Annotated in this window: 16 protein-coding genes and 2 pseudogenes; 6 read left to right on the top strand and 12 right to left on the bottom strand. The window is 65.9% G+C overall.

Going from position 1 to position 19199, the window contains the following annotated elements; translation table 11 throughout:
* The first annotated feature begins 64 nt into the window (after positions 1–64).
* The gene (locus tag BFAL_RS07220) at positions 65–664 is read left to right on the top strand and encodes a nitroreductase family protein (RefSeq protein ID WP_055427730.1); all 600 of its coding nucleotides are present in this window, start codon (positions 65–67) and stop codon (positions 662–664) included.
* Positions 665–826: 162 nt separating this feature from the next.
* On the opposite strand, the gene trmD is transcribed toward BFAL_RS07220, so the two are convergent.
* From trmD to ffh, 6 genes are all read right to left on the bottom strand, one after another.
* Complete coding sequence (trmD, locus tag BFAL_RS07215; RefSeq protein WP_055427729.1) at positions 827–1693, bottom strand: tRNA (guanosine(37)-N1)-methyltransferase TrmD; 867 nt, start codon at positions 1691–1693, stop codon at positions 827–829.
* On the bottom strand, positions 1690–2319 hold the full coding sequence (gene rimM, locus BFAL_RS07210; protein ID WP_055427728.1) for a ribosome maturation factor RimM: 630 nt from the start codon (positions 2317–2319) through the stop codon (positions 1690–1692). Before rimM ends, trmD begins: the two co-directional genes overlap by 4 nt.
* Positions 2320–2376: 57 nt before the next feature.
* Complete coding sequence (locus BFAL_RS07205) at positions 2377–2610, bottom strand: RNA-binding protein (protein WP_055427727.1); 234 nt, start codon at positions 2608–2610, stop codon at positions 2377–2379.
* A gap of 90 nt (positions 2611–2700) precedes the next feature.
* Entirely contained in the window at positions 2701–3156 is a 456-nt protein-coding gene (gene rpsP, locus BFAL_RS07200; RefSeq protein ID WP_055427726.1) for a 30S ribosomal protein S16, read from the bottom strand.
* A gap of 126 nt (positions 3157–3282) precedes the next feature.
* Positions 3283–4458, bottom strand: coding sequence for an endonuclease/exonuclease/phosphatase family protein (locus tag BFAL_RS07195; protein ID WP_055427748.1), 1176 nt, complete (start codon positions 4456–4458; stop codon positions 3283–3285).
* Positions 4459–4626: 168 nt separating this feature from the next.
* Positions 4627–6261 carry a signal recognition particle protein gene (gene ffh / locus BFAL_RS07190; protein WP_055427725.1) on the bottom strand — a complete coding sequence of 545 codons (1635 nt, stop codon included), beginning with the start codon at positions 6259–6261 and terminating at the stop codon, positions 4627–4629.
* Positions 6262–6545: 284 nt separating this feature from the next.
* On the opposite strand from ffh, the gene BFAL_RS07185 reads away from it, so the two are divergent.
* Entirely contained in the window at positions 6546–7664 is a 1119-nt protein-coding gene (locus tag BFAL_RS07185; protein ID WP_236691701.1) for a cation transporter, read from the top strand.
* Between the two features lie 106 nt (positions 7665–7770).
* On the opposite strand, the gene cysS is transcribed toward BFAL_RS07185, so the two are convergent.
* Positions 7771–9429, bottom strand: a complete 1659-nt coding sequence (cysS, locus tag BFAL_RS07180) for a cysteine--tRNA ligase (RefSeq protein WP_055427724.1) — start codon at positions 9427–9429, stop codon at positions 7771–7773.
* Between the two features lie 183 nt (positions 9430–9612).
* Between cysS and BFAL_RS07175 the strand changes: the two genes are divergently transcribed.
* The 3 genes and pseudogenes from BFAL_RS07175 to BFAL_RS11900 form a co-directional block, all read left to right on the top strand.
* Entirely contained in the window at positions 9613–10377 is a 765-nt protein-coding gene (locus BFAL_RS07175) for a type 1 glutamine amidotransferase (protein ID WP_055427723.1), read from the top strand.
* Between the two features lie 217 nt (positions 10378–10594).
* Positions 10595–11701, top strand: a pseudogene (locus BFAL_RS11905) (ABC-F family ATP-binding cassette domain-containing protein); the annotation flags it as partial.
* Positions 11702–11812: 111 nt separating this feature from the next.
* Positions 11813–12853, top strand: a pseudogene (locus BFAL_RS11900) (ATP-binding cassette domain-containing protein); the annotation flags it as partial.
* Positions 12854–12940: 87 nt separating this feature from the next.
* On the opposite strand, the gene BFAL_RS07165 reads toward BFAL_RS11900, so the two are convergent.
* The 3 genes from BFAL_RS07165 to BFAL_RS07150 all read right to left on the bottom strand — a co-directional run bounded on the left by BFAL_RS07165 (position 12941) and on the right by BFAL_RS07150 (position 15434).
* Positions 12941–13363: a type II toxin-antitoxin system VapC family toxin gene (locus BFAL_RS07165; protein WP_055427721.1), complete on the bottom strand. Its 423-nt coding sequence runs from the start codon at positions 13361–13363 to the stop codon at positions 12941–12943.
* Positions 13360–13680: a FitA-like ribbon-helix-helix domain-containing protein gene (locus BFAL_RS07160; protein WP_055427720.1), complete on the bottom strand. Its 321-nt coding sequence runs from the start codon at positions 13678–13680 to the stop codon at positions 13360–13362. The genes BFAL_RS07165 and BFAL_RS07160 overlap by 4 nt, the downstream gene beginning before the upstream one ends.
* Before the next feature lie 479 nt (positions 13681–14159).
* Positions 14160–15434 (bottom strand): ROK family transcriptional regulator, encoded by a 1275-nt coding sequence (locus BFAL_RS07150; protein ID WP_055427719.1) that lies wholly within the window; start codon positions 15432–15434, stop codon positions 14160–14162.
* A 267-nt stretch (positions 15435–15701) separates the two neighbouring features.
* Between BFAL_RS07150 and BFAL_RS07145 the strand changes: the two genes are divergently transcribed.
* Entirely contained in the window at positions 15702–16379 is a 678-nt protein-coding gene (locus BFAL_RS07145) for a nucleoside/nucleotide kinase family protein (protein ID WP_055427718.1), read from the top strand.
* A gap of 126 nt (positions 16380–16505) precedes the next feature.
* Here the strand turns inward: BFAL_RS07145 and ilvN are convergent, their stop codons facing one another.
* Both ilvN and BFAL_RS07135 read right to left on the bottom strand, forming a co-directional pair.
* On the bottom strand, positions 16506–17063 hold the full coding sequence (gene ilvN, locus BFAL_RS07140; protein ID WP_055427717.1) for an acetolactate synthase small subunit: 558 nt from the start codon (positions 17061–17063) through the stop codon (positions 16506–16508).
* A 1-nt stretch (position 17064) separates the two neighbouring features.
* Positions 17065–19035: an acetolactate synthase large subunit gene (locus BFAL_RS07135; RefSeq protein WP_082440453.1), complete on the bottom strand. Its 1971-nt coding sequence runs from the start codon at positions 19033–19035 to the stop codon at positions 17065–17067.
* Positions 19036–19199 lie beyond the last annotated feature (164 nt).

The raw sequence follows: 19199 nt of genomic DNA, 5'->3' as shown, positions 1-19199 counted from the left end.
CCGTCCGCATACGGACAGACGGATGCGGACGGAACCGGAAGCAGCCGATAGGAAAGGAAACCACATGTCCTTCGTCAACGCGCTTGAAACCCGCCGTTCCCAGTACGCCCTGACCGGCGCCTCCCCGATCAGCGACCAGGAGATCGCCGACCTCGTCAAGAAGGTCGTCGTCGATGTGCCGAGCGCCTTCAACTCCCAGCCGCAGCGCGCCGTCGTGCTCTTCGGCGACGCCAGCCAGAAGCTGTGGGACATCGTCAAGGAGACCCTGCGCAAGATCGTGACCGATGACGAGCAGTTCAAGGCCACCTCGGCCAAGATCGACTCCTTCGCCGCCGGCCACGGCACCGTGCTGTTCTACGACGACGAGGACGTGACCAAGCAGCTGCAGGAGAACATCCCCGCCTACGCCGCCAACTTCCCCGGCTTCGCCCGCGACGCCGCCGGCATGCTGCAGCTCGCCGTGTGGACCGCCCTCGCCGAGAAGGGCCTGGGTGCGTCCCTGCAGCACTACAACCCGCTGATCGACGAGGCCGTCGCCGCCGAGTTCGACCTGCCGAAGAGCTGGAAGCTGCAGGCCCAGATGCCGTTCGGCGTCGTCGCCCAGCCGGCCGGCCCGGTCGACAAGCAGCCGGCCGACGCACGTGTCAAGGTCTTCGGCCTGTAAGCCATAGGTGATTGCGCCGTTGGGGGTCTTCCGAATCCTTGCATGTGATTCGGAAGACCCCCAAACGTTTTTTCGCGCCCCTTTGCCGGGGCGTGGCGCTCCTTGTTCACCCGGCCCACGCCGGGAGATCCCTCGCCGGTGCGGGCCGGGAACGACCGCACGCTACCGGATGCGCCTCGGGTGCGCGGCGGAGACCTCCCAGCCCAAAGCCATCAAGGTTTTGCGGTCGGCCTTGTCGAGCGCCTTGCAATCCAATCTCTCGATGAGGTCCGGGCGGATCTCGTTCGTGCGCTCCAATGCCTCATCGCGGCGGTATCGGTCCACCTTGCCGTGGTCGCCGGACAGCAGCACGTCCGGCACCTTGAGCCCCCGCCATTCGGCGGGCTTCGTGTATTGGCGGTGCTCCAGCAGGGCGTTCTCGCCCGTGTAGGATTCCTCGACGATGGAGTCGGCGTTGCCCATGAACCCCGGAATCAGACGGGTGATCGCCTCCACCATCACCGAAGTCGCCACTTCGCCGCCATTGAGCACATAATCCCCGATTGAATACTCGCGCACATCCACGCCCCGCGAACGGTAGTATTCGGGGATGCGCGCGTCATATCCCTCGTAGCGGCCGCATCCGAAAACCAGATGATCGGCGTGCGAGAGCTCCGTGGCGTCACGCTGCGTGAACAGGGGAGCGGACGGGTTCGGGAATATCACCACCGGGGCGGGGGCGGCATCACCTGCGCGGTCGACGGGCGAACCTGCGCAGTCGGCGGACGAACCTGCGCAGGGGGTTGCGGCATCGGGGGCGTCCAGACCGAGCAGCTCGTCGAGACATTCGGCCCAGACACTGGGCTTCATCACCATGCCGGCACCGCCGCCGACCGGGGTGTCGTCGACCGAATGGTGCACGTCATGGGTCCAATCGCGCAGGTTATGCGCCGTAATGCGCAGGATGCCCTTCTCCTGCGCCTTGCCCATCAGGCTCAGACCCATCACGTCGAAATACTCGGGGAACACGGAAACGACGTCGATCCTCACCGGGCATCGCCCTCCAGACCCGCGATCAGGCCGCCCGGCGGGTCGATGGTGAGATAGCCCTCCTCCAGGTCGATGTCGGGAACGATCTGGTCGACGAACGGCACAAGCGCGGTCTTCTCGAACACCGGCGTGCCGTCCTTCGCTTCGCCCACCTGCACGGGTTCGACGAGACGGATCTTGAGCAGCGACTGCGCGGGGGAGTCGATGACGTCCACCACCGTGCCGACCACACGTCCGGCCTCCACGCCCAGACCATTGCCTTCGGCCATACGGGCCTCAAGACCGATGAGATCCTTCGGGTACCATTCGTCCGCTTCGAGCATGTCGTCCGGATCGTCGGCCTCGCCATACAATACGGTGCCGTTCAACGCTTCGGAGGCGTTGCGGTCGTCACAGCCTTCGAGTTTGATGATCCACCGGTTCTTGAATGTGCGGGAGGATTCGATGACGTATTCCTCTTCGCCGTCGCTCGAATACAATACGGAACCGGGTTCGAACCGCCATTCCGGTTCGTCGGTGAACACCTGGACGGTCACTTCGCCCTTCATCCCCTGGGCCCGCCCGATACGAGCGACCCTCAGCAGTTCCGGCTGCTGAGGGTCGTCATGCATATTCTGATCTGCCATGCCAAGCAGTGTACCCCATCGAGTACCTAGCGGCCTTTCGGCCGACATGGACGTGGCTCAGTGGCGCACGTCCATGATGTCCACGCGCACCTTGTGATCGGCAAGCGCCTGAATCACCGTGCGGATCGCGTTGGCGGTACGCCCCGAACGGCCGATGACACGGCCGATGTCCTCGGGGTTCACGCGGACGCGAAGCAGTTCCCCACGCGCGTTCTCATGCGATTTGACGGACACGTCGTCCGGGAAATCGACGATGTTCTTGATGAGGTGTTCCACTGCCTGTGCAAGCATTTCAGTCAGCCTTTCTATGCCACGTTGCCTTCCACTACATTACTGCGTTCGCAGGCTACATGGCGTCGTCGGGGTGCCTTGCGGCACCGCTCACTCGGCGTCGGCGGCCGGAGCTTCCTCAGCCGGGGCCTCCTCGGCGGCGGCAGCGGCCTCAGCCTCGGCCTTGGCCTTCGCCTCGGCTTCGGACTTGGCGGCCTTGAGCTTCTGGGCCTCGGCCTCGACGGCCTCGACGCGGGCGGCGGCATCCGGGCCGGCCTCGGCGGTCTTCAGGGTGCCTTCGGCACCGTCGAGACCCTTGAACTTCTGCCAGTCACCGGTGATGTTCAGCAGCTTGAAGACCTGCTCGGTCGGCTGCGCGCCGACACCCAGCCAGTACTGGGCGCGCTCGGAGTCGATCTGAATCGTGGAAGGCTGGGTGTTCGGGTTGTACGTGCCGATCTCCTCGATGGCGCGTCCGTCGCGCTTCTTGCGTGAATCCATGACGACCACGCGGTAGAACGCGTAGAACTTCTTACCCATGCGCTTCAGACGAATCTTGGTTGCCAAAGTGGCTCTCCTTAAATATCAGGGGTGTGTGTTCGGTTCGCTTTGTGGGGCGCAGCTCGCCGAGCCCACGTGTTCCTCGCGGCCCGGGGTGTAGAGGGCGCCACGTGCTCGCGAATAACTGGCCTATTATAGCGCCCCGCCCCGGACTCGCGACACGCCTGTGCGATGCGTCTCGCGGCTCGGTTCGAGGCGCGCGGTCAGGGCGAGATGGTCGGTGCCGGGCACCGGGAACGACGCGACCTCGCTGAAGCGCAGACCATGCGTGGCGAGGACGTGGTCGAGTTCGATGCGCGGCCACGGCAGCCAGCGGGGGAATGTGAGATTCGGACCTTTGCCTTGGGTGAGGCTTGCGTCGCGGAATCCGCGGGCGAGCAGAGCGCGGAAGCTCGGATGGTCGGTTCCGGAGTTGAGATCGCCGAGCACGACGGCGATCGTGCCGTCCTGTTTCGCATGTTGCGCGAGCGCGCCGAGTCCGATGATGCCCGCCGACCAGTCGCGGCATCCGCGCATCGGGGATTTCGGATGCGCCGAGGCGAGCGTGACGTCCTGTCCGTCGCGCAGCCGGATGGCGAGCGACGGCACGTCCGCCGCCGGGATGGCGACGGCGGACGCTTCGGACGCCACTGGTTCGTATGCCGCGAAGATCATGTTGTACCCGCCGTTGTCGCTTTCCTTCGCCTCGCCTGATTGGCGGTGGGGCAGCAGGTCGGCGATGCCCGCCGCGTCGAGGCGCGTGACGAGGTCGTCGCTCACCTCCTGCAGCGCGAGCACGTCGATGCCGCGGCCGCGCACCGCGTCGACGATCGCGGTGGCGTCCGCGCGTCCGTAACGGCAGTTGAGCGTCATCACGGTGAGGGAGACGGGAGCCGGTGCGTGGTCCATGTCTGCGGCTGCGGTGTCGACGGAACGCGCGTCGACGACATCGGATGCGGTGCCGTCGACGCCGGACTCGTCTCGAGGTGTTTCACAAGACGTTTCACGGACGTCCCGATGTGTTTCACGTGATGTTTCACGATTGGTTTCGCGGATGTCGCCCGTATTCCGCCCGGGGCGTGGGTCCGTGCCCCAGTAGGCGATACGCCGCGTGGACGCGGCCAGGGCCACGACCAGCAGGCAGACCATCAGTCCCCACTCGTGCAGCAGGCCAGCGGCCGCCGCGCACAGGACCAACGGAATCCACAGGAAGGGGGTCAACGCGATCATGTACGGCAACGGCATCCGTGCGTCCCAACCGGCCGGAAGCTGCCCCAACAGCACCCAGACCATGCCGACGAACATGACCGCCCACAGGAACCACACCATCATGGATAGTCACCTTTCTCAACATCTCAACAACGAATCATTCCTCGGCTGCCTCACGACGAGGGCACCTTGACCATATGCGCCGAAACGAATATGCCGATACAAAGACGGCCCCCTCGGCTTGAGGGGGCCGTCCGCAAAGGCGGACCTGTGCGGGGGCAACCGGGCTCAGCGCAGCAGGCCGGCCAGTCCGCCGCCCAGGTTCGGCGGCAGTTCGCCGCCGTTGGCGTCCAGCGCCTGCTGAAGCCCCGCGGGCAGCGCCGGGTTCTGCGGCTTGGCGAACGCGGAACCGCCGGACTTCCTGCCGGCGAGCTTGTCGCGCAACGCCTTCTCCTCGGCCTCGCGCTTCATCGGGTTGCCGGAACGGCCCTTCTTGTTCTTGCCCTTGGCCTTCTTGTTCTTCTTGCCGCCGCCCATCGAACCGCCGAACCCGGGCACGCCTCCGCCCAGACCGGCCTTGTTCGACATGCGCTTCATCATCTTCGCGGCCTGTTCGAACCGCTGCAGCAGTGCGTTCACGGCGGAGACCGTGTTGCCGGAACCATACGCGATGCGGGCGCGGCGCGAACCGTTGATGATCTTCGGATTGCGCCGCTCCTCGGGCGTCATCGAACGGATGATCGCCTCCGTGCGGTCGATCTCGCGCTCATCGAACTGCTCCAGCTCCTTGCGGTGCGCAGCCATACCCGGAATCATGCCGAGCAGCGACTTCATGGAACCGAGCTTCCTGACCTGCTGCAGCTGCTCGAGGAAGTCATCGAGCCCGAACTCGCCCTCCGCCATCTTGGCGGCGGCCTCGCGGGCCTGCTTCTCGTCGAACTGCTTCTGTGCCTGCTCGATCAGCGTGAGGATATCGCCCATGTCGAGGATGCGTGAGGCCATACGGTCCGGGTGGAACACCTCGAAGTCCTTGAGACCCTCGCCGTTCGAGGCGAACAGGATCGGCTTGCCGGTCACGCTCGCGACCGACAGCGCCGCACCGCCGCGCGCGTCGCCATCGAGCTTGGACAGCACCACGCCGGTGAAGTCCACGCCCTCGTCGAACGCCTTCGCGGTACGCACCGCGTCCTGACCGATCATCGCATCGATGACGAACAGGATCTCGTTCGGGTTCACGGCGTCGCGGATGTCGCGCGCCTGCTTCATCAGCTCCTCGTCGACACCCAGTCGACCGGCGGTATCGATGATGACCGTGTCGTACAGCTTCTGCTTGGCGAACGCGATCGAATCGCGCGCCACCTTCACCGGATCGCCGGAGGTCTGTCCCGGGGCGGAGACCGCGTCGCCGCCGTCCGACTGCACGCCCTTCTCCGGCGCGTACACCGGCACGCCGGCGCGCTCGCCGACCACCTGCAGCTGCGTCACCGCGTTCGGACGCTGCAGATCGGCCGCGACCAGCAGCGGCGTGTGGCCGGCGTCCTTGAGCCAGTAGCCGAGCTTGCCGGCGAGCGTCGTCTTGCCGGCGCCCTGCAGACCGGCGAGCATGATGATCGTCGGCGGGTTCTTCGCGAAGTTCAGCGGACGGTCCACGCCGGCGCCGAGAATCGCCGTCAACTCCTCGTTGACGATCTTGACGACCTGCTGCGCCGGGTTCAGCGCATCGGACACCTCGGTGCCGAGCGCGCGCTCGCGCACGCGTGCGGTGAATGGACGCACCACCTCGAGCGCCACGTCGGCGTCGAGCAGGGCGCGGCGGATCTCGCGGATCGTGCCGTCGATGTCCGTCTCGGAAAGCTTGCCTTTGCTCTTGAGATGCTTGAACGCATTCGAGAGCTTGTCAGTCAGAGAACTAAATGCTGCCATAATGGGCTACAGTCTAGCCGCCACGCGGGAAAACCGGCGGCGAGCCCCGGTAAGGGCCTTCCGGTACCATGGAGGGGCAAGAAAATCCGTGGAATGTGATCACGGCGGCCATGACGGCCGTGTTTTGACGATTTCCTGGACACCACCGAGCTGACTGCTGTGAGCCACTTCCGGCACGTGCGTCACGATGGGCCACCCGCGATGATCCGCGATCGGCCGTCGCAATCGACGTGCGGAACGGACGAGGGCCAACGCGGACAGCCAAGCACCGGAAGGCCCATCATATGACCAATAAGCATATGCCAGACGGCGGCGGCACCTGCACGACCAGGACCGGCGGCACTTCAAGCATCCGCGCGATCGGCGGACGCATCGCACGACGCATCCGCCCGAACCGGGTGCCGCTCACCCTCAACCGCATCAACCACAAGAACCTGGAAACCGGGAAACCCGCGCGAACCGCGGCGGGCGAGGCCAAGGGCGCAGTCCCCGCCCCCTCCAACCACAAGGCCGTCGAACGCCGCGCGCTCACCGTCGGCATCGTCGTCAACGTGGCGCAGGTCGCCGCCGGCATGATCGTGTTCTTCATGACCGGCCTCAAGGCCATGTTCCTCGACTCCTCCTTCACCGCGATATCCGTGCTCTCCGGGCTCGTCGCGGTATACCTCTCGCACCGCACCGTGCGCACCACCGAACGCTTCCCCAACGGCATGTTCGCGCTTGAGCCGATCTACGCGATCGCCAAGGCCATCCTCACGCTCTCGCTCCTGCTCTACTCCCTGCTCGACGTCGCACGGGTCGCCTACGACTGGTTCGCGCTTGGCGAGGGTGAACCCATCGCCACCGGGCCGGTCGTCGTCTACGAGATCTTCGCCGTCGCATCCTGCCTCGGCCTGTACCTCTACTACCGCGCGCGCAACCGTTCGATCCGCGATTCCAGCACGATGCTGGGAGCGGAGGCAAAAAGCACGCTCGTGGACGGCGTGATGTCGTTCGGCGTGGGAGCGGTCGCCGTGGTCCTCCTGGTGTTGCCCGCAGGCGGTCCGCTCGGCTTCCTGCACTACACCGGCGACTTCTTCATCACCGTCGGGCTCGTCGCCGCCACCATCAAGGAGCCGCTCGGGGTGATCAGGGAGGCGTTCGTCGAACTGGTCGGCGGCGTGCATGACGACGACGAGACCAACAGCCACGTGGAGACGGTGGCGCAGCGCCACCTGCCGGCGAACACCGAATACGAGAAGACGCTGATCTTCAAGACCGGCATGAACTACACGGTCGACGTGTATCTCGCCGGCACCGGCGACACCATCGACGTGGCCGACCTCGTCGAATGCAAGCGGGCGCTCGAACACGAGCTCAAGCGCCGCCTGCACATCGTCGACGTCGATTTCGTCTTCGACTGATCAAGTTCGGCTGATCCGGCGGACGCCGACCGGCTCCGATACGACACGGCCCCGGCCCCGATGGATGAATCCCGGGGCCGGGGCCGTGCCATGCCTGCGGACGACGCTACTTGAGACTCCAGGTGGAGCCCTGCGGACCGTCTTCGATGGCGATGCCGGCTTCGGCCAGCGTGTCGCGGATCGCATCGGCCTTGGCGAAGTCCCTCGCCTTGCGGGCTTCGGCACGCGCGGTCAGCTGTTCGCCGATGAGGCGCTCCAGCGCCTGATGTTCCGGGGACTCATCCGCGCCGGAGCCGGCCGCGCCGCCCGCGGCGCCCTGCGAGACCCACGGTTCGGCGAGCGGGTCGAGTCCGAGCGTGTCGAGCATCGCGCGCACGGCGACGAGCGCGGCGCGCACCTCGGATCTGGCCTCGGCGGAATCGGCGTGGTCGGTGAGGCGGGACAGCAGCGTGTTGCCGTTGCGGATCGCGGTGAAGATCGCGGCGGCGGCGCCGGAGACGTTCACGTCGTCGTTCATCGCGGCGACGAAATCATCCGGAAGATCGTCGGCGGTGAGCGCGACGATCTCCTCGCGCGACGGCTGTTCGCCAAGCGCGACGCCCGCGCGTTCGATGAAGTTCGAGATGCGGTCGTACGCGGCCTGCGCCTCGACCAGCGCCTGATCGGACCATTCGAGCATCGAACGGTACTGGACGGAGCCCAGCGCGTAACGCACCACCCACGCGGAATGTTCGGCGAGCACGCTCGGCACGGACAGGCCGGTGCCCAGCGACTTCGACATCTTCTCGCCCTTGGCGGTGACCCACGCCGAGTGCATCCAGCGCGCGGCCGAATCGTAGCCGGCGGCGCGGGTCTGCGCCATCTCGTTCTCATGGTGGGGGAAGCGCAGGTCGAGGCCGCCGCCGTGGATGTCGAAACCGTCCTTGAGGTAGCGATGGCTCATCGCCGAGCATTCGATATGCCAGCCCGGGCGGCCCACGCCGAACGGCGTGTTCCAGCGCGCGTCGAGCGGATCGGAATCCTTCGGGGCCTTCCACAGCGCGAAATCGCGCGAATCGTGCTTGTCGGGGGAGGCGTCGGCCGGGTCGACCGGATTGTATTTGTCGTCGCCGGCGGCGTCGACGGACGGGCCCATACGGTCGGCGACGGCCGCAGCCTCGTCGACCTCCGCGGCGCCGGACTGCTTCTGGTGCGTCAGTTCGCCGTAGTGCGGCCAGGATGCGACGTCGAAATACACGTTGCCGGTCGGGTTGCCGTCCGCGTCGCGCACTGCGTAGCCGTGGCCGTTCGCGATGATGCGTTCGATCAGGTCGATCATGTCGGACATGTGGCCAGTCGCGCGCGGCTCGACCGTAGGCGGCAACACGCCGAGCGTCTCGTAGGCGTGCGTGAACTCGCGCTCGTAGTAGTAGGCGCGCGCCCACCACTGCTGGCCCGCGGCGGCGGCCTTGTCGAGGATCTTGTCGTCGATGTCGGTGACGTTCCTCACGAACGTGACCTGATACCCGAGTTTGAGGAACCAACGGCGCACGACGTCGAACGCCACGGCGGCGCGGATATGGCCGATATGCGGCGAGGACTGCACCGTGGCGCCGCACACGTAGATGCCGACACGGCCGGGCTTGATCGGCGTGAACACGCTCGTGGCGTGCGAGGCGGTGTCGTAGAGCTTCAGACCGGCGGCGGCCTTGGTGACGCGCGGTGCGTCAAGCGCGCTCGGCATGACGGAGGCGCTGAAATCCTGCGGTTCTTGACTGTTTCCCATAAGCCCCTAGCGTATGTGTGCGAGCCGACAGGCGCAAAGCGGCACGCGATCGGATGGAATAGATGAAATCTATGACGCGCGGCATGGCGTCGTGGCGGCGGAGACATGGCGGCGTGGCATTGCGGCGTGGCATTGCGGCGCCATGCGAACGGCGTTTACGTAGGTCGTGCCACAATGGGAACCATGACTGCGCAAGTGCTTGTTCTGCAACATGTGCCTTGGGAGAAGCCCGGGCGCATCGTCACCGCGTTCGACGAGATCGGACTCGGCTACCAGATTCTCAACATCGTGGATGAGAAGAAACCCGACCTGCCCGCATTCGACGAACTCGCCGGCGTCGTGATCATGGGCGGGCCGATGGGCGCCACCGACTACGACAGGCACCCCGGTCTCAAGGCCGAGGCGAAACTCGCTCGCGCCGCCATCGCCGTCAACAAGCCGGTGCTGGGCGTGTGCCTCGGCCATCAGATCATCGCCACCGCTCTCGGTGCGAAGCTGCATCGCGGCGAGCGGCCGGAGATCGGGTTCGGACCGATCAAGCGAGTCGACAAGCACGACTACTTCTCCATGTGGGACAAGCAGATCGACGTGCTCCACTGGCACAACGACGTGGTGGGGCTTCCCGAGGGAGCCCAGCTGCTCGCCCGCTCGGAGGCGACCAAGGTGCAGGCGTTCCGCGCGGGTTCCGCGCTGGGGCTCCAGTTCCATCTGGAGGTGGGTTCGGCGCTGCTCGAGGAATGGCTCGACGAGCCGAGCATGGTCAAGGACCTGAAGGCCGCCGGAGGCTCCAAGTCGCAGCTGCGCGAGCAGTTCGCCCGTTGCAATCCGCTCATCCACCCGCTCGCCGACCAGGTGTTCACCGGCTTCGCGGCCCGGTGCAACAGCTACGCCCGCGCCATCGACAAGCGCGCCGAGGAGTCCAGACCCAAAGACCCCGTCATCAGCTGAGCCCACCCCGTCCACATCCCATCCCCCGCGCCCGCATCTCCCGCGCCCGACTCCCATGGTGCGGTAAACTCCCCATGGTGCGGTTGCGGGGAACGGCGTCATTCCGCCGATTGCGCTTAGAGTGAAACCGCACCATGGGGAGTGGGGTGGGAAGTGGGGTGGGGGAGTGGGTGGTCCGGAGCGGGGATGCCCGGTGGTGACGCTAAGTTAGTGGTCTATGCCGACTTACGATATTGGACTGGAACACGTATCCCTCGCCTTCGCCACCAAAACCATCTTCACCGATGTGACGCAGGGCGTCTTCGAAGGCGACCGCATCGGCATCGTCGGCCGCAACGGCGACGGCAAATCCACGCTGCTGCACCTGTTCCGCGGCACCCAGGAACCGGATTCGGGCCGCGTGACGAAACGCGGCGGTCTCACCTTCGGCATGCTCGACCAACGCGATCCGCTCGACGACGAGGCCACGATCCGCGAAGCCGCGCTGGAGGGCCGCGCCGACTACGAATGGGCGTCCGACAACACCTCCCGTGAGATCGTCGAGGCGCTGCTCGGCGGCATGAGCCTCGACGCGAAGGTCGGCTCCCTGTCCGGCGGCCAGCGCCGCCGCGCCGACCTCGCACGCCTCCTGCTCAAGGACTGGGACATCCTCGCCCTCGACGAGCCCACCAACCACCTTGACGTCGTCACCATCCACTGGCTCGCCGAACACCTGAAGAACCGCTGGTCGCGCGGCCAGGGCGCGCTGCTGCTCGTCACCCACGACCGCTGGTTCCTCGACGAGGTGTGCGAATCCATGTGGGAGGTGCACGACGGCGTCATCGAACCGTTCGAAGGAGGCTACTCCGCGTACATGCTGCAGCGCGTCGAACGCGACAGGCAGGCGGACGTGCGCGAGACCAAACGCCGCAACCTCGCCCGCAAGGAGCTCGCATGGCTGTCGCGCGGCGCCCGCGCCCGCTCCACCAAGCAGAAGTTCCACGTCAAGGCCGCGCGCGAGCTCATCGCCGACGTGCCGCCGATGCGCAACACGCTCGAACTGAAGCAGATGGCCACCTCGCGCCTCGGCAAGCAGGTCGTGGACCTCGTCGACGTGACGCAGATCTTCGAAAAGCATGGCGATATCTCGCGCGTCGCCCCGGACGCCGCCGCGCTCGCCGACTCCGCGTCGCGCGTGGACGTGGTGAACGCGATGTACGCCGAACCGCAGCTCCACGGTTCCGTCGAAGTGGCCGTCACCGATATGACCGACCCGCGGCTGGTGGACGCCGGCGTGCCCGAGGCCGTCGCCGCCGCCGAACAGGCTCGCGCGAAGGCCGAGGCGGAAGGTGTCTCCGCCTCCGCCTTCGCCGACGACGAACGTGCGGTCCGCCGCGCGAACACCGGCGGCGAGACCATCGGCGTCGATGCGTCCGCGACACTCGCCGACGCCGGCGAAGGCACGTCCGCCGCACGCAAGGTGACCGTGTCCGGCCGAGAGATCCTCGACGACGTGACCTGGCTCATCGGCCCCGGCGACCGGTTCGGCATCGTCGGCGCGAACGGCGCCGGCAAATCCACGCTGCTGAAGCTCATCGACGGCACGCTCACCCCGACCGTGGGGCATGTGAACATCGGCAAGACGGTGCGCTTCGCCGTGCTTTCGCAGCGTCTCGACGAGCTGGAGAAACTCGGCAAGTACAAGATCAAGGAAGTATTGAGCCGCTACAAGCCGAGCTACATCGTCGACGGCAAGGAGGTGACGCCCGGCCAGCTCATGGAGCGTCTCGGTTTCGAATCCGCGCAGCTGATGACGCCGATCGCTGACCTGTCCGGCGGGCAGAAGCGCCGCATGCAGCTGCTGCTCATCCTGCTCGACGAGCCGAACGTGCTCATCATGGACGAGCCCGGCAACGACCTCGACACCGACATGCTCGCCGTGATGGAGGACCTGCTCGACACGTGGCCGGGCACGCTCATCGTCGTCTCCCACGACCGCTACCTGCTCGAACGCGTCACCGACCAGCAGTTCGCATTGATCGGCGGCAAGGTGCGCCACCTGCCCGGCGGCGTGCAAGACTACCTCGACATGGTCGAGGACCTGAAGAACGGCAAGGGTCTGCCTGACGAGGTCGCCGGCATCGCCGGGACCGGTGCGGGCAAGGCGAAGCGCAAGGGCGGTGCGGAGAGCGCGGCCGTCTCCGTTGCCACCGGCGACGCGTCCTCCGCGGTGGATGGTGATGGTCAGGCAGCGGAGCAGACGACTCCGAAGCTCACCGGCAAGGCGTTCCACGAGGCATCCAAGCGTGTGAAGACCATCGAACGCAAGCTCGACAAACTGGAGGAACGGAAGGCCGACCTCGAACAGCAGATGGCCGCGCATGACCCGAGCGACTATGCCGGTCTCAACGAGCTCAACGACCAGCTGAAGGCCGTCACGGACGAATCGGAGGAACTCACCCTCGAATGGATGGAGCTGTCCGAGCAGCTGGAGTAGTGGCAGCTCTGCCTTGAAGCGGTTCGGTGCGACACTTGAGGCATCAAGGTTATAAAGGATGTAAAAAGACTGACGGCGCAGGTGCCATCAGCCTTGGTGTTCCCACGGGTTGATGACTTCGATGCCGGTGCCTTCGAAGTCCTTGGCATTGCGGGTGGCCAGTGTCGCGTCGTGTGCCCGGGCGATCGCCGCGATCATCGCGTCCTGTTCGCTGATGGGACGTCCCGATTCGCGCCGCGCGGTCTTGATACGTGCGTAGTGCGTTGCTGCTGCGGCGTCAAAGGGGAGAATACGATCAGCAAAGGGTGCTAGTTCACGGGTGATGAGGTGGGCCAGAGTCTGCTTACGTTTGCCGTCGGGAAGCAGACTCAGACCGTAGAGGAGTTCACCCACGGTGATCGCGGTCAGGGAGAAGTCCTCATTGGTGAAGCTGGCGGACCATGCCATCATCCTCTCGTCCGGATGTGGGCGCACCAGCTCGCTGAGGATGTTGGTATCGAGGATGATCATGCTGCATCAAACCTCACTGGCGGTCGGCTGCCGGTGGAGTGGCGTTCCGGTAGAGGAAATTCGTTTTCGTCGAATCCTTCTATTCCCTCCTCCTCCATGTATTTGCGGATCTCGCTGAAGAGATTCGTCTGCTCGAGCTCATGTCGTGCGATGTACTCGGTCGTGAACTCCTCGAGGATCGAGCGCACCTCCGCCTCCATGGATCGGTTGTTGTCCTTGGCTGCCTGCTTCAGCGTCGCCACGCATTCGTCGGAAAGCCGTCTGATGGTCAATGTGTTGGTTCTGCCGGATTTTGGCTGTGTCGCTGCGGTGGTCATAGGTGCCTCCTGTCGTATCGCCATGTCACGTCCGTGGATGCTGGCATTGTGCATGCGTTGCCTGTGTGCGCGATAATAGCATATATGTGCTTGCATTATGTCATCACTCCGGAGGACTACAAACGCTATACGGAGGCCGAGGAGAATTTCGCGCTTTATCTCGAAGCCGTGGACCGGATGAAACGCGATGCCGGGGAGAGGCTGAGCATGAAGGATGCATTCAGAGGACTATCGGCCTGTCGACGATGGCTTTGATCCGGAGTTCGAATAGATGGCGTGGCGTAAGGGGATGGGCTGCGGGCCGTATACCGGCTCGAGCGCACCGAACGGGCGATGACGATCATCGTCGTGTCCGTTCGTGATGACGAAGCCGCATACAAAGAGACTGTGCGCAGGATCAGCTGATCAATGCGATTGGGGCGTTTGGTGGAATACCGTCGTTTTGTGTCGTGTCGCGTCACCGCGCGATGGGTGAAACACTACCTTATGGGAAGCTCGCCACGTGAAGCGAAACGCCTCAGGAACTCGAGCGACGTCAGCCCCTGATCGATGGCCGCGTACGCCAGTCCGATGATTCCCGCCTGTGCCTCGTCCGAACAGGATTCGATGCGCAGCGATGTGGTGGCGAGCGGCTGGGCGCGGGCCCACACGCGCTCGCGGATGCCGGACATCAGCAGCTCCCCGCAGTGTGACAGCTCGCCGCCGATGACGATGCACGACGGGTTGAGCAGGTTGATGCAGGCGGAGATCGTGTCGCCTATGAGCCGGCCCGCCAGGCGGATCATGCGCACGGTCTCGACGTCGCCGTGATCGGCGAGCTCGATCACGTCGCCCAGCGTGTGCACCGGCCGGCCGGTGTCTCGCAGCGCCTGAATCACGGCCCACCCGCCGGCCGAAGCCTCCACGCAGCCGGTGTTGCCGCATCGGCAGGAGCTTTGTGCGCCGTCCTCGCCGAAGACGTGGATGTGGCCGATGTCGCCGGCGGCGCCGAACGCGCCATGCATGACAGTGCCGGAGGAGATGACGCCGGCGCCCAAGCCCATGCCGGCATGCACGTACAGGAGGTCGGCGATCATGGGCGCGCCGTCGCCCCGTTCAGCGTCGGCATAGCCGGTGCCGTTCTCGGCCAGTTCGTATGCCTTGCAGAGGGCGCGGGCGTTGGCATCGTTCTCGACGAACGCGGGCACGTGGTAGTGCGCCGTGAAATAGTCGCGGAGGTTGTGGTTCTCCCAATGTCGCATCACCGGCGCCTGGATGATGTTGCCGGTGGCGGTTTCGACGCGGGTGGTCACCGCGACGGACACCGCGCACAGGCGCGCCGGTGCGACGGGGGAGAGCGTGGCGTCCGCGCCGCCTGCCAGCATCGCGTCCGCCGTCGCGCGGATCAGGGCGAGCGTCTCCTCCGGTTCGTTCTCGGCGCCGACCGCGATGGTCCGGATCTCGGTGGGATGCGCGGACAGGTCGCATAGGGCGATGGTGGTGGCCGTGGTCGCGATGTCGACGGCGAGGATGGTCGCGCAGGACGCGTCGAAGGCGAAGCCTTGCGCGGGTCTGCCTCCGGTCGGGCTGGGCATGGACAGCGGACGGACGATACCGATGGCGTCGAGTTCCTCGATGCGGCGGTTCACGGTGGGGCGCGCCCAGCCGGTGACGGCGCCGATTTCGCTGCGCGTCATCGGACCATGTGTGCGCAGGCGGGTGAGTAGTTCGACGGCGCCGTCGCCGAGATCGGTGTATTCCGCAGACTTATCCATACCAGTTAGCATACAGCAGCTGAGTATTGACAGAACCTTTACAGTTTCATGCTTACTTTTGTATATTCTTATACAAAACTGTGGTAGACTTATGTACTGCAAGGAGAACAACGGATGACGGTGACGCATCCGCGGACTCCACTGCAGTCATCTCCCGAAGAAGCGGAGACGTCTGCGCCCACGAACGATGGCACTATACACCGCCATCTCCCGTCCATCGGCGGTGCCGACGGACGGGAGGGGCGAAACCCATGGGAGGAAACGACGATGACCGTCAACATTGCGAATCTCGAAGAAGCCAAGTCCCGCGTGAAGGAGCTGCTCGCCGCCGACGAGCGTGTGATCCTCGGCATCGTCGGCGCGCCGGGCGCCGGCAAGTCCACGCTGGCGCAGCTGCTTGCCGAGGCGTTCGCCGAAGGGGTCCCGGGCGGCGCCGCCGAACCGAAGGACCACTTCTCGGCGTGGGTGCCGATGGACGGCTATCATTTGGCCGACGTCGAACTCAGGCGTCTGGGGCGCCTGCAGCGCAAGGGCGCGATCGACACGTTCGACGCCCGTGGCTACCGCTCCCTGCTCAGGCGCATCAGCGCCGGCGAGGACGGCGTGATCTACGCGCCGATGTTTGAACGCGATCTGGAGCAGCCGCTGGCCGGAGCGATTCCGGTGTTCCCGTGGACCCGCCTCGTGGTCACCGAGGGCAACTACCTGCTGGACGAGGCCGATGCGTGGAGGGACGTGCGCGCGGCCATGACCGAGGTGTGGTACGTCGACGTCGACGACGATCTGCGCCGCGAGCGCCTCGTCGAACGCCACATCCGATTCGGCAAGGAACCCGAGCAGGCGCGCAAATGGGTCATGGAGGTCGACGAGGTCAACGCGCGCCGCATCGCCGCCTGCCGCGACCGCGCCGACGCCACAGTCGAACTGCCGCCGCTGGACTTGTGAGTTTCGCAACCTGTGCACGTATCAAAGAGGGCGTCCATCCCGTCGTTTCGGGATGGACGCCCTCCATCGTGATTGGCCGTGATCAGCGGTGTCCACCGGCTCAAGGCCGGTTCGTCGAGATCGAAATCACCGGCCGGTGATCTCGGAGCCGATGACCTTTTCGCTCAGGGCCTTCGGGCCTCGCGTGACGGCCACGGCGCCGGAGCGCACCAGCTCGATCACGCCGTAGTGCTCGAGCAGGCCCAGCAGCGCGTCGATCTTGCCTTCGGCGCCGGTGGCCTCAATCGTGAGCGACTCCGGGTTCACGTCGACCACGCGCACGCGGAACAGACGCACGATCTCCAGCACGTCGGAACGGTTGGACTCGTCCGCCGCCACCTTGATGAGCACGAGCTCGCGCTCCACGGTGGTGTTCGGGTCGAGCTCCACGATCTTGAGCACGTGCAGCAGCTTGTTGAGCTGCTTGATGATCTGCTCGAGCGGCACGGCCTCCACATCGGCGGTGACGGTCACGCGGGAGATGTCCGGACGCTCGGTGGGGGAGACGGACAGCGAGTTGATGTTGAACGCGCGGCGGGCGAACAGGCCGGCGATGCGCGCCAGCACACCCGGGCGGTTCTCCACCAGCACGGAAAGCGTGTGGCGTTCGGAGCCGGGCTTGGAGGCAGGGTAGTTCGCGGGCATGTCAGTTCTCCTTCCCATCGGCGGCGGCCTCGGCGGCCTCGCGGGCCGCGACGCGCCGCTCCTCGGCGGCGTTCACATACGCGTCGCCCTCGGTGTCGTCCAGCAGGGGCTTGATGCCCGGCTTGTACGTCACCGCGTCGTTCGACGCTCCGGCGGCGACCATCGGCCACACCATCGCGTCCTTCCACACGCGGAAGTCGATGAGCACCGGTCGGTCGTTGATCGCGTTCGCCTTGGCGATCGCCTCGACGGCCTCCTCCTCGGTGAACACGCGCATCGCCACGCAGCCGTAGGCTTCGGCCAGCTTCACGAAGTCCGGCACTTCGAGCGGCAGGTCGCCGGCTGCGGCCTGCGCGTCGCCCTCGGGGCCGTGCGCCTCGCCGTCAAGCAGGTTCGTCTGCGAATAGTGGTGGTCGTAGAACAGGGTCTGCCACTGGCGCACCATGCCGTAGACGGAGTTGTTGAGCAGGGCGATCTTCACCGGCGTGTGCGCGAAGAACGCGGCGGCCAGCTCCTCGCTGGTCATCTGGAAGGAGCCGTCGCCGTCGATGAGCCACACGGGCTTCTTCCCGTCGAACTCGCGCGCCGACGCTACCGCCGCGCCGATCGCCGCCGGCAGACCGTAGCCCATCGTGCCGAGGCCGCCGGAGGAGAGCCAGGACTTCGGGTTTTCGAAGTCGATGAACTGGGAGGCCCACATCTGGTGCTGGCCCACGCCGGTCACCCAGATCGTCGACGGGTCGGCCATGTCGGAGAGTTTCTTGACGACCCACTGCGGCGCGAGCGAGCCGTCGGTCGGCTCGTCCCACGTCATCGGGTACTTGCCGCGCCAGTAGTCGATGCGGTCCCACCATGGCTTGCGGTTCGGCTTCGGCGTGATGGCCTGCGCGCGCTCGATCTCCGGGATGAGGTCGTCGAGCACGGTCGCCACGTCGCCCACGATCGGCACGTCGGGCGTGCGGTTCTTGCCGATTTCGGCAGGGTCGATGTCGATGTGGATCACGCGCGCGCCGGGCGCGAACGCGTCGAGCTTGCCGGTCACGCGGTCGTCGAAGCGCGCGCCGATCGCGACGAGCAGGTCGCAGCGCTGCACGGCGCCGGTCGCCGCCACCGTGCCGTGCATGCCGAGCATGCCGAGGTTGTGCGGGTCGGAGTCGGGCACGATGCCTCGCGCCGGCAGCGTGGTGACGATCGGCGCGTCCGTGAGTTCGGCGAGACGCTTCACCTGCGCGCCCGCGTTGGAGCGCATCGCGCCGCCGCCCACGTACAGCACCGGGCGGTACGACTGGTTGAACAGCTTCGCCGCGTCGGACAGCACGCGGCCGTGCGCCTTCGTCGTCGGGTTGTAGCCGGGCAGGATCATGCGCTGCGGCCACGAATAGTACATGTCGCCGGTCTGCGCGGTCTTCGTGAGATCCACGACGACCGGTCCCGGGCGGCCGGTGGCGGCCACGTGGAACGCTTCGGCGAGCACGCGCGGGATGTCCTGCGCGCGGGTGACGAGATACGAGTGCTTCGACACCGGGTAGGTGATGCCGACGATGTCGGCCTCCTGGAAGGCGTCGGTGCCGATGGCCTGCACGCCGACCTGACCGGTGATGACGACCAGGGGCACCGAATCCATGTTGGCGTCCGCGATGGCGGTGACCACATTGGTGGCGCCCGGGCCGGACGTCACGATGCACACGCCCACCTTGCCGGTCGCGATGGCGTAGCCTTCCGCGGCGTGGCCGGCGGCCTGCTCATGGCGCATCAGGATGAAGCGGAACTTCAGATCGTCGTTGATCTGGTGGTAGACGGGCAGGATCGCGCCGCCGGGGATGCCGAACACGTCGGTGACTCCCAGATCCTCCAGGGAACGGACCAGCGCCTGCGCGCCGGTCATCTTCTCGCCGTCGACGATGGTCTGCTTGTCGCTCGCGGGTGTCTTGGGCACGCCGCTGAAAGCCTGCAAAGGCGTGGGTAAAGCCATAATCCTCTCACACTTCACTACTGGTCCGTGGCCGTTCGGCTCCAAGGTGGTTCCCGGTGGCCGTGTCGGCTTCGTCGTGGGCGCGCGGCCGGGTCGTGCCTGGCTGCGCGTGCGTGCTACCAGTCTATTCGTTCCGAGAACGTTTGCGGGATATGGCCCAATGG

This window comes from Bifidobacterium aesculapii (assembly GCF_001417815.1).
Taxonomy (GTDB): Bacteria; Actinomycetota; Actinomycetes; order Actinomycetales; family Bifidobacteriaceae; genus Bifidobacterium; species Bifidobacterium aesculapii.
The sequence above is the reverse complement of the archived record's forward strand: the minus strand, read 5'-3'. Positions and strand labels throughout refer to the sequence as shown.